The sequence below is a fragment of the Kitasatospora sp. NBC_01287 genome (assembly GCF_026340565.1).
Lineage (GTDB): Bacteria > Actinomycetota > Actinomycetes > Streptomycetales > Streptomycetaceae > Kitasatospora.
The window spans coordinates 5,434,116-5,450,609 of sequence record NZ_JAPEPB010000001.1; the positions used below are offsets into that span (position 1 = coordinate 5,434,116).

Genomic DNA, 16,494 nt, shown 5'->3' on the forward strand with positions numbered 1-16,494 from the left:
CTACACGCGGCCCGTCGGCTCGAAGACGCGGTGCGAGGCCTCCGACTGGGCCAGCCGCCGCATCGCGCCGAGCAGCGCGTCCCCCAGCACGGTGCCCAGCACCACGCCCTCCACCTTGCTGTCCACGTCCGGCCGGTTGCCGATCATCGCCAGCTCGGCGGCGGAGAGCCGCTCGGCCGCGATCGCGTACTCGTCGAAGACCTCCAGCAGGTCCTCCTGCCCCAGGTCCTGAATGGTCACCACCAGCTGGGCCAGCACCTGGCAGGCCGGGTGCTCCGGCTGCACCTGCCAGCCGTGCCGCTCGACCAGCCCGGCCACCAGCGCCCTGGCCCGGGTCCAGGACTCGCCGTCGCCGGGCGTCACCCGCGGGGTGACCGCCTCCTGCGCGATGCCCAGCACCTGGTGCAGGCCCACGGTCGGCTCGTCGATCGCGGCCAGCACCTCACGGGTGGCGGCCACCGACAGCCGGCCCACCTCGGTCATCGCCCGCACCAGTTTCAGCCGGCGCAGGTGCTCCTCGCCGTACTGGGCCTGGTTGTGGCTGGTCAGCTCGCCGCTGGGGAGCAGACCCTCCCGCAGGTAGTACTTGATCGTGGGAACCGGCACCCCGGTCCGCTTGCTGAGTTCTCCGACGCGCATATGGATAGCCTACCTCTCCATAATCCCTTCGGACGGGTACGCGACAGGCCATCCACTACGGTGGAGCGCGTGCACGTGACCGAGAACGCCCCCCTCGCCCCGCTGACCACGCTGCGCCTCGGCGGCCCCGCCCGCCGCCTGGTGACCGCGCGCACCGACGCCGAGGTGGTCGGCGCCGTCCGGGCCGCCGACGCGGCCGGTGAGCCGCTGCTGGTGCTCGGCGGCGGCAGCAACCTGGTGATCGGCGACGCCGGCTTCCCCGGCACCGTGCTGCGCATCGCCACCAGCGGCTTCACGCTGACCGGCACCGAGCTGGAGCTGGCGGCCGGCGAGGTCTGGGCCGAGGCGGTGGCCCGCACGGTCGAGGCGGGCCTGGCCGGCATCGAGTTCCTGGCCGGCATCCCCGGTTCGGCCGGCGCCACCCCGGTGCAGAACGTCGGCGCCTACGGCCAGGAGGTCGCCCAGAGCATCACCGAGGTGGTCGCCTACGACCGGCTCGGCGGCGAGACGGTCACCCTGCCCGCCGCCGACTGCGCCTTCTCCTACCGCCACAGCCGCTTCAAGGCCGACCCCGACCGCTACGTGGTGCTCCGGGTCCGGTTCGCCCTGGAGGACGCCGCCGGCGCCTCCAGCCCGGTCCAGTACGCCGAGGTGGCCAAGACCCTGGGCACCGGGGCGGGGGAGCGGGTGCCGCTGCGCGCCGCCTACGAGACGGTGCTCGCGCTGCGGGCCGGCAAGGGCATGGTGCTGGACCCGACGGACCACGACACCTGGTCGGCCGGCTCCTTCTTCACCAACCCGATCCTCACCCCCGAGCAGTACCGGGCCTTCCAGGAGCGGCTGACCGCGCACGCGCTGACCGCCCCGGCCTGGGCGGCGCCGGACGGGGGCACCAAGACCTCGGCCGCCTGGCTGATCGACAAGGCCGGCTTCACCAAGGGCTACGGCGGCGGCCCCGCCACCCTCTCCGGCAAGCACACGCTGGCACTCACCAACCGCGGCCGGGCCAGCACCGAGGACCTGCTCGCGCTGGCCCGCGAGATCCGCGACGGCGTGCACGAGGCCTTCGGGGTGCGGCTGGTCAACGAGCCGGTGCTGGTGGGCGTCTCGCTCTGAGTCGGGCCCGCCTCAGGCGCGCCGGCTGCGCACCACCAGCCACACCACCAGCGCCACCAGTATCAGCACCAGCACCAGGGACAGGCCGAGGCCCGATCCGTGGGTACTCCGGTAGTAGTAGCTGTGGTGCACCACGGTGACGTGGTGCACCACGTGATGGGTCGTGGTGTGGGTCGTCGTGGTGTGCGTCGTGTGGCTGCTGCCGTGACTGCTGGAGTGATGCGAGCTCATGGGGCGTCAGCCTTCCACGACCACCCCGGGCTTGGTGAGCCAGGTGTCGATGTCCGCGAGGATCTCCTTGCGCACGCCCTCCGGCGCCCGTGAGCCGCGGATCGACTGACGGGCCAGTTCGGCCAGCTCGGCGTCGGAGAAGCCGTGCACCGAGCGGGCCAGGTCGTACTGGGCGGCCAGCCGGGAGCCGAAGAGCAGCGGGTCGTCGGCGCCGAGCGCGAGCGGCACCCCGGCGTCGAAGAGGGCGCGCAGCGGTACGGCGGCCGCCCGCTCGTAGACGCCGAGCGCGACGTTGGAGGCGGGGCAGACCTCGCAGGTGATCTGGCGGTCGGCCAGCCGCTGGAGCAGCCGCGGGTCCTCGGCGGCCCGCACCCCGTGGCCGATCCGGCCTGCGCCCAGGTCGTCCAGGCAGTCGCGCACCGACCCGGGCCCGGCCAGCTCGCCGCCGTGCGGGGCGGCCAGCAGTTCACCCTTGCGGGCGATCGCGAAGGCCCGGTCGAAGTCCCTGGCCAGCCCGCGCCGCTCGTCGTTGGAGAGCCCGAAGCCGACCACGCCGTCGTCGGCGTAGCGCACCGCGAGCCGGGCCAGCGTGCGGGCGTCCATCGGCGACTTCATCCGGTTCGCCGCGACCAGGACCCGCATCCCCACGCCGGTGGCGGCGGACGCCTCCCGCACCGCGTCCAGGATCAGTTCGAGGGCCGGGATCAGGCCGCCGAGCCGGGGCGCGTAGGAGGTCGGGTCGACCTGGATCTCCAGCCAGCGCGAGCCGTCCGCCACCTCGTCCTCGGCGGCCTCCCGGACCAGCCGGCGGATGTCCTGCTCATCGCGCAGTACCGAGCGGGCGGTGTCGTAGAGCCGCTGGAACCGGAACCAGCCGCGCTCGTCGGTGGCGCGCAGCCTGGGGGGCGTGCCGGAGCTGAGCGCCTCCGGCAGCCGGACCCGGTGCTTGTCGGCCAGCTCCAGCAGCGTGGCGGGGCGCATCGATCCGGTGAAGTGCAGGTGGAGATGGGCCTTCGGCAGCGCCCGGACGTCTCGCTGTTCCACTGCATGCTGTTCCATTGCCGAATCCTGCCGCATCGACCCCCGGAACGGGAACCGCCCCTGTCTCATCCCTCGAAGGAGTGACAGGGGCGGGGTGCCTCCCGCTGATCGCGGGCTCCGGTCAGGCCTGCGCCTCGCCGAGCAGCTTCTGCATCCGGCTCGCGCCCTCGGCCAGGTCCGCGTCGCCCAGCGCGTAGGAGAGCCGCAGGTAGCCGGGGGTGCCGAAGGCCTCGCCCGGGACCACGGCGACCTCGGCCTCGTCCAGGATCAGCGCGGCCAGCTCGGCGGAGGTCTGCGGGCGCCTGCCGCGGATCTCCTTGCCCAGCAGGCCCTTGACCGACGGGTAGACGTAGAAGGCGCCCAGCGGCTCGGGGCAGAACACGCCGTCGATCTCGTTGAGCATCCGCACGATGGTCTGCCGGCGGCGGTCGAAGGCCACCTTCATCTCGTCGACGGCCGACAGGTCACCGCTGACCGCGGCCAGCGCGGCCCGCTGGGCCACGTTGCTCACGTTGGAGGTGGCGTGCGACTGCAGGTTGGCGGCGGCGGCCACCACGTCCTTGGGCCCGATCAGCCAGCCCACCCGCCAGCCGGTCATCGCGTAGGTCTTGGCCACCCCGTTGACCACGATGCACTTGTCGGCCAGCTCCGGCAGCAGCGCGGGCAGCGAGGTGAAGGTGGCGTCGCCGTAGACCAGGTGCTGGTAGATCTCGTCGGTCAGCACCCACAGGCCGTGCTCCAGCGCCCAGCGGCCGATCGCCTCGGCCTCGGGCTCGGTGTAGACCGAGCCGGTCGGGTTGGACGGCGAGACGAAGAGCACCACCTTGGTGTTCGCGGTCCTGGCCGCCTCCAGCTGCTCGACCGAGACCTTGTAGTCGGTGGTCTCGTCGGCCACCACCTCGACCGGCACGCCGCCGGCCAGCTGGATCGACTCGGGGTAGGTGGTCCAGTACGGGGCCGGGACGATGACCTCGTCACCCGGGTCGAGGATGGCGGCGAAGGCCTCGTAGATGGCCTGCTTGCCGCCGTTGGTCACCAGCACCTGCGAGGCGTCGACCTGGTAGCCGGAGTCCCGCAGGGTCTTCGCCGCGATGGCCGCCTTGAGCTCGGGCAGCCCGCCGGCCGGGGTGTACCGGTGGTTCTTCGGGTCCCGGCAGGCCTCGACCGCGGCCTCGACGATGTAGTCCGGGGTGGGGAAGTCGGGCTCACCGGCCCCGAAGCCGATCACCGGGCGGCCGGCCGCCTTGAGGGCCTTGGCCTTGGCATCGACGGCGAGGGTGGCGGACTCGGCGATGGCGCCGATGCGGGCGGACACCCGGCGATCGACGGGGCTGACGTTGGCGGGGGTGGAGTCGCTCATACCTGCATGGTCGCAGAAGCCGCGGACCCGGCGCCCCGGCGTTTCACGATCCGTGCGCGTCACGTCCGCCCGGTGAAGAGGTTCGACCAAACGCCGCTGAACCCGTACACTCACTGATCGACGGCAGCGCCCGCCACCGTGAAGACCCGCAGCGTTCAACATGCGGGCTCGGAGATGGGGTAGGTTAAGCGTCGACTCCGGCACCGCCAGGCGCCGAAGGGCACTAGCTCAATTGGTAGAGCACCGGTCTCCAAAACCGGCGGTTGGGGGTTCAAGTCCCTCGTGCCCTGCTGCTTGATCCTCGTCCAGCCCGTTCGCTCCACAAGAGCGAGCGGGCTTGATGCGGAGCGGGCGCCATGTTTTCTCTGGTTCTTCCAGGTTGTTCCAGCAAGACTTTTTTGCCAGCACTGCGCCGGATCGCCCGTGCTCCCATGGCACGCCAGTGACCTTCGGCAGGACCCGGATTCAGGTGAGGACGAGTGACGGAGACCACGGGCTCCACCGCAACGCCTGAGAGCGGCAATCCCGAGAGCGCCGAGGACGCGGCGCTGATCGAGGACGCTGTCGAGGGCACTGAGGTCGATGAGGGCAAGGTCCTCTCGCGCCGCGAGCGCAAGCGTGCCAACAAGGCAGCCGGCGAGGGTGGCAAGACGTCCGGCAAGCGCGCCAAGCAGGGCCTCTTCGCCCGCACCGCGCTGTACTACCGGCAGATCATCGCCGAGCTCCGCAAGGTCGTCTGGCCGACCAAGAGCGAGCTGATGAACTACACCAGCGTCGTGGTGGTCTTCGTGGTGGTCATGATCGGCCTGGTCGCCACCCTCGACTGGGGCTTCGCCAAGGGCAGTTTCTGGATCTTCGGCTGAGCCGTAGCCGCACAGCTTCACCCCCCGACCCGGGTCGGTCCCCAGACGAGCACCAACGGGGGACCGCCCGGGTCGAGCTGTCGCCGCCGCGCGGACGAGCCCGCTACCGTTGAGTCGGTACTGTTGGGACTTCGGGTCGCAGCCGCCGCGCGTCCGCGCACCGGGCCCGCGGCCTGCGCGACCCGGAGCCGTACCATCTCCACCCCTCCAGGAAAGAAGCAGCCACCGTGTCTGAGTCCCCCCTGTACGACGCCGACGAGCCCATCCGCGAGGCGGATGTCGCCGCCGAGTTGGACGCGGCCGAGGCTGCCGACGTCGAGGCCGCCGACGCGGAGGGCGCAGACTTCTCCGAGGACGCCGAGCAGATCACCGACGCGGTCGACAGCGACGAGGACGAGGTCGAGGAGGCGGACGCCGAGGCCGGCCTGCCCGCCGAGGAAGCCGCGCTGCACGAGGTGGACGACGCCCAGGCCGAGGCCGACGAGGCCTTCGCCGAGGCCCAGGCCGAGATCGCGCAGGCCGCCGACGACGCCGACGACGCTGACGAGGCCGCCGAGGGCGAGGCCGACGCCGACAGCGCCGACGAGGCCACCGATGAGGACGACGCCGAGGCCGCCGAGGAGCCGGCCGAGGAGGTCGACCCGGTCGCCAAGTTCCGCGAGGAGCTGCGCACCCTGCCCGGCGAGTGGTACGTGATCCACACCTACGCGGGCTACGAGAACCGGGTGAAGCAGAACCTGGAGCAGCGCGCCGTCTCGCTGAACGTCGAGGAGTACATCTTCCAGGCCGAGGTGCCGCAGGAGGAGGTCGTCCAGATCAAGAACGGCGACCGCAAGACGATCCGGCAGAACAAGCTCCCCGGCTACGTGCTGGTCCGCCTCGACCTGACCGCCGAGTCCTGGGGCGTGGTGCGCAACACCCCGGGTGTCACCGGCTTCGTCGGCAACGCCTACGACCCGTACCCGCTGACCCTGGACGAGGTCGTCAAGATGCTCGCCCCCGACGTCGAGCGCGCCGCCGCCAAGGAGGCCGGCAAGCCCTCGCCGATCAAGCCGAGCGAGATCCAGGTGCTCGACTTCGAGGTCGGCGACTCGGTCACCGTCACCGACGGCCCCTTCGCGACCCTGCAGGCGACCATCAACGAGATCAACCCCGACTCGAAGAAGGTCAAGGGTCTGGTCGAGATCTTCGGCCGCGAGACCCCGGTCGAGCTGTCGTTCGACCAGATCCAGAAGAACTGATCCCAGTCTTCGGGTTGGGGGTGGGGCCGCGGCCCCACCCCCAACCCGTTTTGGCCAGGCGCCGCATCCGCGTTAGCCTGGTCCGCTGTGTGTACGCGTACCCGGGTGTCGCCCCGGAGTCGTGCGCACGTCCATCGAAGGAAGGACCCGGAGAGACATGCCTCCCAAGAAGAAGAAGGTCACGGGGCTTATCAAGCTCCAGATCAACGCCGGTGCGGCCAACCCGGCCCCGCCGGTCGGCCCCGCGCTGGGTCAGCACGGCGTCAACATCATGGAATTCTGCAAGGCCTACAACGCCGCGACCGAGTCGCAGCGTGGCATGGTCGTGCCGGTGGAGATCACGGTCTACGACGACCGCAGCTTCACCTTCATCACCAAGACCCCGCCGGCCGCGCGCCTCATCCTGAAGGCCGCGGGCGTCGAGAAGGGCTCCGGCGAGCCGCACAAGACCAAGGTCGCCAAGCTGACCTCGGCCCAGGTGCGCGAGATCGCCACGACGAAGCTCCCCGACCTGAACGCCAACGACCTGGACGCCGCGGAGAAGATCATCGCGGGCACCGCCCGGTCCATGGGCATCACGGTCGAGGGCTGAACCCCTTCTTCCGCCTTTCAGTGGTAGGGCCCAGCGCGGCCCGGGACACCACGACTCCAAGAACTCAGGAGCAGCAGTGAAGCGCAGCAAGGCTCTCAAGGCCGCGGACCTCAAGGTCGACCGCGACCGCCTGTACGCCCCGCTCGAGGCCATCCGCCTCGCCCGGGAGACCTCCACCACCAAGTTCGACGCGACCGTCGAGGTTGCCATGCGCCTGGGTGTCGACCCGCGCAAGGCCGACCAGATGGTCCGCAGCACCGTCAACCTGCCGCACGGTACCGGTAAGACCGCCCGGGTCCTGGTCTTCGCGACCGGTGACCGTGCCGCGGCTGCGGAGGCTGCGGGCGCCGACATCGTCGGCTCCGACGAGCTGATCGACGAGGTCGCCAAGGGTCGTCTGGACTTCGACGCCGTCGTCGCCACCCCGGACCTCATGGGCAAGGTCGGCCGCCTGGGCCGCGTGCTCGGTCCCCGTGGTCTGATGCCGAACCCGAAGACCGGCACCGTCACCCCGGACGTGGCGAAGGCTGTCACGGACATCAAGGGCGGCAAGATCGAGTTCCGCGTCGACAAGCACTCGAACCTGCACTTCATCATCGGGAAGACCTCCTTCACCGACGAGCAGCTGGTCGAGAACTACGCCGCGGCGCTGGACGAGGTCCTGCGGGCCAAGCCGTCCGCCGCCAAGGGCCGCTACATCAAGAAGACCGCGGTCTCCACCACCATGGGCCCCGGCATCCTGGTGGACCCGAACCGCACGCGCAACCTCCTCACCGAGGAGGACCCGGCGTCGGTCTGACGTCGAGCGAGCTTGCGAGCGAGTCGTCAGGACCAGCCCGCTAGCACCTCGTCGGTCTGACGTCGAGCGAGCTTGCGAGCGAGTCGTCAGGACCAGCCCGCAAGCACCTCGTCGGTCCGACCTTCACCGGTCCAGCCGTCACGGTCCGACCTTCACCGGTCCAGCCGTCACCGGTCTGACGCACCGTCAGGGCCCGTGCTCCGCAAGGAGCGCGGGCCCTGACCCGTTCCCGGGCGGAACCGAAACCCCTTTTCAGCCTGTCCTCATGGTCGGTTAGAGTCCGCAGGTCATCGGAGAGAAGTACAAAAGGGGGAATCGTGCGAATCGTGCGGATCGCGGCGACGCTGGCCGTGCCGGCCCTGCTGGCGGGTTCGCTGGCAGCCTGCGGCAGCAGCGCCAAGCCGGCCGCCGCCACCGGTACCAAGCCCGGTGGCGCCGCCGCGGGCGTGCCCGCGCTGCCCGACCTCGGCCCGAAGGCCGAGCTGATCGCGGCCGCCGCGGTGATGCAGAAGGCGGCCAGCGCCGACATCACCCTCAGCTCCAACGACGGCAGCGCGGGCAGCGGCAGTGGCGTCTACGGCTGGAGCGGCCTGCAGGCGCTGGACCTCGCCGAGCAGGAGTCCGGCAAGACGATCAAGTTCCGCCTGGTGGACGGCGGCTCCTACCTCGGGGTCGGCGACAGCCAGGCCGCCGAGCTGAGCGGCAAGCACTGGGTGAAGCTGGACAGCGCGGACAGCCAGCTCGCCGACCCGTTCACCGCGCTGGCCGTGCTGATCAACCCGGCCGACGAGCTCACCATCGGCTCGCAGAGCAGCACCCTCACCAAGGTCGGGGCGGAGAAGCTGGGCGGCACCGACACCCAGCACTACCGCAGCTCGGCGCAGGCCGCCGACCTGGTCGCCAAGCTCCCGAACCTCACCGACGCGCAGCGCAAGGCGGCCCTGGCGGTCGCCAGCGACGGCGGCGCCACCGTGATCAGCGACTTCTGGGTGGACGCCAAGCACCAGCTGGTCCAGCTGACCGAGACGAACACCGACGGGGCCTCGCCCAGCAGCAGCGACAGCTCCACCACGGTCAAGTACGCCGACCTCGGGGTGAAGATCACCGTCACCGCCCCGGCCGCGAGCGACCTGGCCGCTCCGGCGGACGCCGCCAAGCTGCTCAGCAGCCTCAACTGAATCCCAGGGAGGGGAATCGCATGACCGGAACCCGTACCCGTACCCGCACCCTCGCGGCCACGGCCGTGGTGATCGCCCTGGCCACCGGCACGGCGGCCTGCGGCGGCGACAAGTCCGCGGCCGGCCACCCGCAGGCCCAGGGCGGCGCGGCGAGCTCGCCCGCCGCCCCCGCGCCGGCCCGGTCGCCGATCAGCGTCACCCCGGCGGGCTTCCTGCAGCAGGTCGCCCAGAAGACCGGCGGGCAGAAGTCCGCGAAGGTCACCGAGGACATCAGGGCCGCGACCGGCGAGTTCTCCGCGCAGGGGCCGATCTCCTGGGGCGGCGGCCTGACCGGGGACCTCACCATGCAGCTGCCGTCCGCGGTGACCGGCAAGCTCGGCACCGACGGTGCGGCCGAGGTGATCTACCAGAGCGACGCGATGTACGTGAACCTGCACGTGCCGCAGGCCACCCTGGACCAGATGGGCGGCAAGCACTGGTTCAAGTACTCCTACGCCGACCTCGCCAAGCTGATGGGGCCGGCCGGTGGCAGCCTCAGCAACAGCCTGAAGAACGCCGACCCGGTGACGGCGGTGCAGACCATGATCGCCTCCGGCCAGGTGACCGAGGTCGGCAAGGACCCGGTCAACGGCACCCCGGCCACCCACTACGCCGCCGACCTGGACCTCGACCAGATGTCCGGCGCGGGCAGCGCGCTCACCCAGGACCAGGTCTCGGCGCTCCGCCAGCAGCTCAAGTCCCAGGGCGTCACCAAGGCGCACTACGACGTCTGGGTCGACGACCAGGGCCTGCTGCTCAAGCAGGAGGCGAAGTCGGACACCGCGAACGGCTCGATCGACATCACCAGCTCCTACGCGGACTACGGCGTCCAGGTCACCGCGACCCCGCCGCCGGCCGCCGACACCCTGGACGCCGCCCAGCTGATGGGCCAGGGGCAGGCGGGCAGCTGACCCCCCGGCGACCGGCCGGGGAACGCATGGCACCCTGAGGTGACGGGACCGGACCGGGAGGCGAGCGTGGCGGGAGTGCGCAGGACAGCGGGCGCGGCGGTGGCCGCCGTCGTGCTGGCCGCCGCCCTGGCGGCCTGCGGCGGGGGCGGCGGCCTGCGGCCCGCCGTCGGCGCCACGCCCTCCCCGTCCGCCGCCTCGCCCTCCCCGTCGGCGTCCAAGCCGGCCGACCGCTCCCCGCAGGGGGTGCTGCTCTCGGCCGAGCAGGTGCTGCAGACCGCCCGCCGGGCCAAGCTCAGCTACCGCTTCGACAATCCCGACGGCACCAGCGACAGCGCGGACGGGGTGCTCTACTGGGCACCGCGGACGATCATGCAGCTCGCCAGGACCAACCCGGGCGCCACCGACCAGCTGATCGTCATGGACACCGTCAGCTACCAGGGCGGCGACGCGGCCACCGCGGCCCGGCTCGGCGGCAAGCACTGGGAGAAGACCGGCGAGGTGACGGGGCCCGACGGCAAGCCGGAGACGCCGTTCGCCCCGCTGGTCGACCAGCTCAACCCGCTGCAGGCGGTCACCGCCGCGGCCGCCGCCGCCGACCTGCAGAAGGTCGGCGAGGAGACGGTGGGGGACGGCACCGCCGAGCACTACACGGCCACCGTCCCGGTGGCCGACTACGTGGCCGCCCAGCAGAACCTGCTCTCCGCCGACCGGCGGAGCCGGCTGGCCGCCGCGCTCGGCCAGGGCGGGGTCGGCACCCTCACCCTGGACCTCTGGCTCAACGACAAGGACCAGCTGGTCCAGCTGCAGCGCTCCGGCACCGGCAGCAAGGGCGATCTGGAGCAGGTGATCCAGTACAGCGAGTTCGGCGGGCAGCTGGCCGTCACCGCCCCGGCCGAGGACGACACCCAGGATCTGAGCGGCTCCTGAGCGGCTCCTGAGCCGTCCGGCAGCCGGCCGCCGCGGCAATTTGCCATGCGCGCGGTCGGGCCCGTACGCTGAACCTTGCCAAAGACCGCTGGTTGTCGTGCCGTGTCCGCGAGGAGACGCTCGGCCGAAGGATCTGCGCTTCGTCGCAGGCAGCCCGCGCAGGAGTGTCTGGAGCTTGGATTTCCGGTCGTACGGGTCTCCCGTTCAACCGTCGAGGTCCGTTCGCGAGCCCCGAGCGCCCTGTGCGCCGGGGCTCTTCTCGTTCTCCGCTGAGAGTCCCTTGCCGGGCTTCCTTCCCCTCCATGGTCCGACGGCACAGTAGGTCGACTTGTCCAGGTCGGCCGACCTCGACATCACGGAAGGAGGCGTAAGCCTATGGCAAGGCCCGACAAGGCTGCTGCCGTCGCGGAGATCGCGGACAAGTTCCGTTCCTCCAACGCGGCCGTGCTGACCGAGTACCGCGGTCTGACGGTGAAGCAGGTCAAGAACCTGCGTCGCTCGCTGGGTGCCAACGCCCAGTACGCCGTGGTGAAGAACACGCTGACCAAGATTGCGGCCAACGAGGCCGGGATCACGGAGCTCGACGACCAGTTCACCGGTCCGACGGCTGTCGCCTTCGTCACCGGTGACCCGGTGGAGTCGGCGAAGGCTCTGCGTGACTTCGCCAAGGAGAACCCGGCGCTGATCATCAAGGGCGGTGTCCTTGACGGTAAGGCGCTGTCTGCCGATGACATCAAGAAGCTCGCGGACCTCGAGTCCCGCGAGGTGCTGCTCGCCAAGCTGGCGGGTGCCCTGAAGGCCAAGCCCTCCCAGGCTGCCGCGGTCTTCCAGGCCCTGCCCTCCAAGCTCGTCCGCACCGTGGACGCGCTGCGCGAGAAGAAGGCCGAGCAGGGCGGTGCCGGTACGCCGGCTCCCGCCGAGGACGCCGCCGCCGAGTAATCGGCGACGGGCTGACGCCCTCGCAGCGGGCCCGCGCCCGCCAATCCCGTACATTCCGGCACCACCTGCCGATTTAGTGGAAGGACGCCATCATGGCGAAGCTGTCCCAGGACGACCTGCTCGCGCAGTTCGAGGAGATGACCCTCATCGAGCTCTCCGAGTTCGTGAAGGCGTTCGAGGAGAAGTTCGACGTCACCGCGGCCGTCGCCGTCGCCGCCGGCCCGGCCGGCCCGGCCGCCGCCGTTGAGGCCGTCGAGGAGCAGGACGAGTTCGACGTCATCCTCGATGGCCCGGGCGACAAGAAGATCCAGGTCATCAAGGAGGTGCGCACCCTGACCTCCCTCGGCCTGAAGGAGGCCAAGGACCTCGTTGACACCGCTGGTGCCAAGGTCCTGGAGAAGGTTGCCAAGGACGTTGCCGAGAAGGCCAAGGCTGCCCTCGAGGCCGCTGGCGCCAAGGTCACCGTCAAGTGACTTCTCGCCTCTGAGCGAGCTCTTCCGGCCGAGCCGGCCACCCCTCGCGGGTGGCCGGCTCGGCCTTTTCTGTCAGCGCCGCCGAGTAAAGTGATCACGTTCCGCCCGCTCGCCGCGGCCGGGTGACCGGCCAGGTTCGCCGCCGGCCGGCTGTAACGCGGCAGGCCCGTGGAGCGATGGAGAGTGCGAGGTCCACGGTTCGGCCGGGCCTTGACGAACGGCACGCGGCGCGCGATTCTCAAGGCGCGCGCCGACACCGCGAGAGCGGTCGGCCGTTAGAAGAGTGGCCTCTGGATGCATAACCAGGGGGCGCTGCGGGAAATGACTCCACGTGAGTCGCGGTGCCGGCCTCAGGCGAGGTTGGGCACCGCTGCGGTGCGCGGCAGCTGTCTCGCGACAGCACAGTGGTAGCAGCAGTGGGCAGTAGTAGTAGGCAGTAGCGGGCAGTGGCAGGACGAGCAGTAGGGAGTGTCCGATTCGGTCTCCGAATCAGGGCTGGACAGCAGTGTCGCCATTGGCTACACTGTCCCTTTGCGCTGCCTGTTAGCTGCTCCGTGACTCGTCGCCCGGAGTCTGCGCTGCCCTGACCTGGGGTTTCCCCCCTCGGCAAGGCCCGGCCGGTACGCGCGTAGTGAGCTCCGAGCCCTCGGAAGGACCCCCCTCTTGGCCGCGCCGCGCAACGCCTCGAACAATTCCGCCGCATCCACCGCCCCGCTCCGCGTCTCGTTCGCGAAGATCAAGGAGCCCCTCGAGGTCCCGAACCTCCTGGCCCTGCAGACCGAGAGCTTTGACTGGCTGCTCGGAAACGCGGCCTGGAAGTCCCGGGTCGAGGCGGCCCTGGAGAGTGGTCAGGACGTCCCCACGAAGTCCGGTCTGGAGGAGATCTTCGAAGAGATCTCCCCGATCGAGGACTTCAGCGGGTCGATGTCGCTGACCTTCCGCGACCACCGTTTCGAGCCGCCGAAGAACTCCATTGACGAGTGCAAGGACCGCGACTTCACCTTCGCGGCCCCGCTCTTCGTCACCGCCGAGTTCACCAACAACGAGACTGGTGAGATCAAGTCTCAGACGGTCTTCATGGGCGACTTCCCGCTCATGACCCACAAGGGCACGTTCGTGATCAACGGCACCGAGCGTGTCGTGGTCTCGCAGCTGGTCCGCTCCCCGGGTGTCTACTTCGACTCCACCCTGGACAAGGTGTCCGACAAGGACATCTACTCCTGCAAGGTCATCCCCTCGCGTGGTGCCTGGCTGGAGATGGAGATCGACAAGCGCGACATGGTCGGTGTCCGCATCGACCGCAAGCGCAAGCAGTCGGTCACCGTGCTGCTCAAGGCCCTCGGCTGGACCAACGAGATGATTCTCGAGGAGTTCGGCGAGTACGAGTCGATGCGCGCCACCCTGGAGAAGGACCACACCCAGGGCCAGGACGACGCGCTGCTGGACATCTACCGCAAGCTGCGTCCCGGCGAGCCGCCGACCCGTGAGGCCGCGCAGACCCTGCTCGAGAACCTCTACTTCAACCCCAAGCGCTACGACCTCGCGAAGGTCGGCCGCTACAAGGTCAACCGCAAGCTGGGCAACGCCGAGTCGCTGGACTCCGGCGTGCTCACCGAGCCCGACATCATCGGTGCGATCAAGTACCTGGTGAAGCTGCACGCGGGCGAGACCGAGTGGCGTGACGACGCCGGCCGCGACATCGTGGTCGAGGTCGACGACATCGACCACTTCGGCAACCGCCGCCTGCGCAACGTCGGCGAGCTCATCCAGAACCAGGTCCGTACCGGCCTGGCCCGGATGGAGCGCGTCGTGCGCGAGCGCATGACCACCCAGGACGTCGAGGCGATCACGCCGCAGACCCTGATCAACATCCGGCCGGTCGTCGCCTCCATCAAGGAGTTCTTCGGCACCAGCCAGCTGTCGCAGTTCATGGACCAGACGAACCCGCTGTCGGGCCTGACCCACAAGCGCCGTCTGTCCGCGCTGGGCCCCGGTGGTCTGTCCCGCGAGCGGGCCGGCTTCGAGGTCCGTGACGTGCACCCCTCGCACTACGGGCGCATGTGTCCGATCGAGACCCCCGAAGGCCCGAACATCGGTCTGATCGGGTCGCTGGCCTCGTACGGCCGGGTGAACGCCTTCGGCTTCATCGAGACCCCGTACCGCAAGGTCGTCGAGGGCATCGTCACCGAGCAGGTGGACTACCTGACCGCTGACGAGGAGGACCGCTTCGTCATCGCGCAGGCCAACGCCCCGCTGACCGAGGACCTCCACTTCGCCGAGCCGCGCGTCCTGGTCCGTCGCCGTGGCGGGGAGATCGACTACATCCCCGGCACCGAGATCGACTACATGGACGTCTCGCCGCGCCAGATGGTGTCGGTCGCGACCGCCATGATCCCCTTCCTCGAGCACGACGACGCCAACCGCGCACTCATGGGCTCGAACATGATGCGCCAGGCCGTCCCGCTGCTGCGCAGCGAGGCGCCGGTGGTCGGTACCGGCATGGAGTACCGCTGCGCCGTCGACGCCGCCGACGTCATCACCGCCGAGAAGGCCGGTGTCGTCCAGGAGGTCTCGGCCGACTACGTCACCGTGGCCAACGACGACGGCACGTACAACACGTACCGTGCCGCCAAGTTCACCCGCTCCAACCAGGGCACCGCCTTCAACCAGAAGGTGCTCGCGGAGGAGGGTGCCCGGGTCGAGGCCGGCCAGGTGCTGGCCGACGGCCCCTGCACCGACGAGGGCGAGATGGCGCTGGGCAAGAACCTGCTCGTCGCCTTCATGTCCTGGGAGGGTCACAACTACGAGGACGCGATCATCCTGTCGCAGCGCCTCGTGCAGGACGACGTCCTCTCCTCGATCCACATCGAGGAGCACGAGGTCGACGCCCGTGACACCAAGCTGGGCCCCGAGGAGATCACCCGGGACATCCCGAACGTCTCCGAGGAGGTCCTCGCCGACCTCGACGAGCGCGGCATCATCCGGATCGGCGCGGACGTCGTCACCGGCGACATCCTGGTCGGCAAGGTCACGCCCAAGGGTGAGACCGAGCTGACCCCGGAGGAGCGCCTGCTCCGCGCGATCTTCGGTGAGAAGGCCCGCGAGGTCCGCGACACCTCGCTGAAGGTGCCGCACGGTGAGTCCGGCAAGGTCATCGGCGTGCGCGTCTTCGACCGCGAAGAGGGCGACGAGCTGCCCCCGGGCGTCAACCAGCTGGTCCGCGTCTACGTGGCCCAGAAGCGCAAGATCACCAACGGTGACAAGCTGGCCGGCCGTCACGGCAACAAGGGTGTCATCTCCAAGATCCTGCCGGTCGAGGACATGCCGTTCCTGGAGGACGGCACCCCGGTCGACATCATCCTCAACCCGCTGGGTGTCCCGTCCCGAATGAACCCGGGGCAGGTCCTGGAGATCCACCTCGGCTGGCTCGCCAAGCAGGGTTGGGACGTCTCCGGTCTGAGCGAGGAGTGGGCCCGCCGCCTGCAGGCGATCGGCGCGGACAAGGTCGAGGGCGGCACCAACCTGGCCACCCCGGTCTTCGACGGCGCCCGCGAGGACGAGATCACCGGTCTGCTGGACCACACCACCCTCACCCGTGACGGTGAGCGCCTGGTGAACTCCACCGGTAAGGCGCGGCTCTTCGACGGCCGCTCCGGCGAGCCGTTCCCGCAGCCGGTCTCGGTCGGCTACATGTACATCCTCAAGCTGCACCACCTGGTCGACGACAAGCTGCACGCGCGTTCGACCGGCCCGTACTCGATGATCACCCAGCAGCCGCTCGGTGGTAAGGCGCAGTTCGGTGGCCAGCGATTCGGTGAGATGGAGGTGTGGGCCCTTGAAGCTTATGGAGCGGCGTACGCCCTCCAGGAGCTCCTCACCATCAAGTCCGACGACGTCCTGGGCCGCGTGAAGGTCTACGAGGCGATCGTCAAGGGCGAGAACATCCCCGAGCCCGGCATTCCCGAGTCCTTCAAGGTTCTCATCAAGGAAATGCAGTCGCTCTGCCTCAACGTGGAGGTGCTGTCCTCGGACGGCTCCAACATCGAGCTGCGGGACTCCGACGAGGATGTCTTCCGCGCAGCCGAGGAGCTCGGTATTGACCTGTCCCGGCGCGAGCCGAGCAGCGTCGAAGAGGTCTGACGGAG

General features: G+C 70.0%; 14 protein-coding genes, 1 tRNA gene and 1 pseudogene. 12 read left to right on the forward strand and 4 right to left on the reverse strand.

The genetic code is table 11. From position 1 onward, the window contains the following. Positions 1-639, reverse strand: coding sequence for a MerR family transcriptional regulator (locus OG455_RS23450; protein ID WP_266296757.1), 639 nt, complete (start codon positions 637-639; stop codon positions 1-3). Between OG455_RS23450 and OG455_RS23455 the strand changes: the two genes are divergently transcribed. After that, positions 640-1,755, forward strand: coding sequence for a UDP-N-acetylmuramate dehydrogenase (locus OG455_RS23455; protein WP_266296759.1), 1,116 nt, complete (start codon positions 640-642; stop codon positions 1,753-1,755). A gap of 12 nt (positions 1,756-1,767) precedes the next feature. Here the strand turns inward: OG455_RS23455 and OG455_RS23460 are convergent, their stop codons facing one another. The 3 genes from OG455_RS23460 to OG455_RS23470 form a co-directional block, all read right to left on the reverse strand. Continuing rightward, positions 1,768-1,986 carry a hypothetical protein gene (locus OG455_RS23460; protein WP_266296761.1) on the reverse strand — a complete coding sequence of 73 codons (219 nt, stop codon included), beginning with the start codon at positions 1,984-1,986 and terminating at the stop codon, positions 1,768-1,770. 6 nt (positions 1,987-1,992) lie between these two features. Beyond that, the gene (locus tag OG455_RS23465) at positions 1,993-3,045 is read right to left on the reverse strand and encodes an adenosine deaminase (RefSeq protein WP_266296763.1); all 1,053 of its coding nucleotides are present in this window, start codon (positions 3,043-3,045) and stop codon (positions 1,993-1,995) included. A 103-nt stretch (positions 3,046-3,148) separates the two neighbouring features. Further along, positions 3,149-4,387, reverse strand: a complete 1,239-nt coding sequence (locus OG455_RS23470; protein ID WP_266296765.1) for a pyridoxal phosphate-dependent aminotransferase — start codon at positions 4,385-4,387, stop codon at positions 3,149-3,151. 217 nt (positions 4,388-4,604) lie between these two features. Here OG455_RS23470 and OG455_RS23475 point away from each other — a divergent pair. The 11 genes and pseudogenes from OG455_RS23475 (at position 4,605) to rpoB (ending at position 16,489) form a co-directional block, all read left to right on the forward strand. Further along, positions 4,605-4,677: transfer RNA gene (locus tag OG455_RS23475), tRNA-Trp, on the forward strand. 366 nt (positions 4,678-5,043) lie between these two features. Continuing rightward, a pseudogene (gene secE, locus OG455_RS42240) lies at positions 5,044-5,250 on the forward strand (preprotein translocase subunit SecE); the annotation flags it as partial. A gap of 365 nt (positions 5,251-5,615) precedes the next feature. Then, the gene (gene nusG, locus OG455_RS23485; RefSeq protein WP_266300924.1) at positions 5,616-6,491 is read left to right on the forward strand and encodes a transcription termination/antitermination protein NusG; all 876 of its coding nucleotides are present in this window, start codon (positions 5,616-5,618) and stop codon (positions 6,489-6,491) included. Between the two features lie 157 nt (positions 6,492-6,648). Beyond that, complete coding sequence (gene rplK / locus OG455_RS23490; RefSeq protein WP_266296769.1) at positions 6,649-7,083, forward strand: 50S ribosomal protein L11; 435 nt, start codon at positions 6,649-6,651, stop codon at positions 7,081-7,083. Between the two features lie 76 nt (positions 7,084-7,159). Further along, complete coding sequence (gene rplA / locus OG455_RS23495) at positions 7,160-7,882, forward strand: 50S ribosomal protein L1 (RefSeq protein ID WP_266296771.1); 723 nt, start codon at positions 7,160-7,162, stop codon at positions 7,880-7,882. 317 nt (positions 7,883-8,199) lie between these two features. Next, positions 8,200-9,060 (forward strand): hypothetical protein, encoded by an 861-nt coding sequence (locus tag OG455_RS23500; protein ID WP_266296773.1) that lies wholly within the window; start codon positions 8,200-8,202, stop codon positions 9,058-9,060. A gap of 20 nt (positions 9,061-9,080) precedes the next feature. Next, positions 9,081-10,010: a hypothetical protein gene (locus tag OG455_RS23505; protein ID WP_266296775.1), complete on the forward strand. Its 930-nt coding sequence runs from the start codon at positions 9,081-9,083 to the stop codon at positions 10,008-10,010. A gap of 75 nt (positions 10,011-10,085) precedes the next feature. Then, complete coding sequence (locus OG455_RS23510; protein ID WP_266296776.1) at positions 10,086-10,937, forward strand: hypothetical protein; 852 nt, start codon at positions 10,086-10,088, stop codon at positions 10,935-10,937. A 375-nt stretch (positions 10,938-11,312) separates the two neighbouring features. Next, positions 11,313-11,876, forward strand: coding sequence for a 50S ribosomal protein L10 (gene rplJ, locus OG455_RS23515; RefSeq protein WP_266296777.1), 564 nt, complete (start codon positions 11,313-11,315; stop codon positions 11,874-11,876). 92 nt (positions 11,877-11,968) lie between these two features. Further along, the gene (gene rplL, locus OG455_RS23520) at positions 11,969-12,349 is read left to right on the forward strand and encodes a 50S ribosomal protein L7/L12 (protein ID WP_266296778.1); all 381 of its coding nucleotides are present in this window, start codon (positions 11,969-11,971) and stop codon (positions 12,347-12,349) included. 663 nt (positions 12,350-13,012) lie between these two features. Further along, a complete protein-coding gene (rpoB, locus tag OG455_RS23525; protein WP_266296779.1) occupies positions 13,013-16,489 on the forward strand; it encodes a DNA-directed RNA polymerase subunit beta in 3,477 nt (1,158 codons plus the stop codon). Positions 16,490-16,494 lie beyond the last annotated feature (5 nt).

Bases quoted from the DNA above. Each gene is read 5' to 3' on its own strand.
- OG455_RS23450 (WP_266296757.1), bottom strand. From the start codon at position 639: ATGCGCGTCGGAGAACTCAGCAAGCGGACCGGGGTGCCGGTTCCCACG.
- OG455_RS23465 (WP_266296763.1), bottom strand. From the start codon at position 3,045: ATGGAACAGCATGCAGTGGAACAGCGAGACGTCCGGGCGCTGCCGAAG.
- rplK (WP_266296769.1), top strand. From the start codon at position 6,649: ATGCCTCCCAAGAAGAAGAAGGTCACGGGGCTTATCAAGCTCCAGATC.
- OG455_RS23470 (WP_266296765.1), bottom strand. From the start codon at position 4,387: ATGAGCGACTCCACCCCCGCCAACGTCAGCCCCGTCGATCGCCGGGTG.
- OG455_RS23455 (WP_266296759.1), top strand. From the start codon at position 640: ATGGATAGCCTACCTCTCCATAATCCCTTCGGACGGGTACGCGACAGG.
- OG455_RS23460 (WP_266296761.1), bottom strand. From the start codon at position 1,986: ATGAGCTCGCATCACTCCAGCAGTCACGGCAGCAGCCACACGACGCAC.
- rplL (WP_266296778.1), top strand. From the start codon at position 11,969: ATGGCGAAGCTGTCCCAGGACGACCTGCTCGCGCAGTTCGAGGAGATG.
- rplJ (WP_266296777.1), top strand. From the start codon at position 11,313: ATGGCAAGGCCCGACAAGGCTGCTGCCGTCGCGGAGATCGCGGACAAG.
- OG455_RS23505 (WP_266296775.1), top strand. From the start codon at position 9,081: ATGACCGGAACCCGTACCCGTACCCGCACCCTCGCGGCCACGGCCGTG.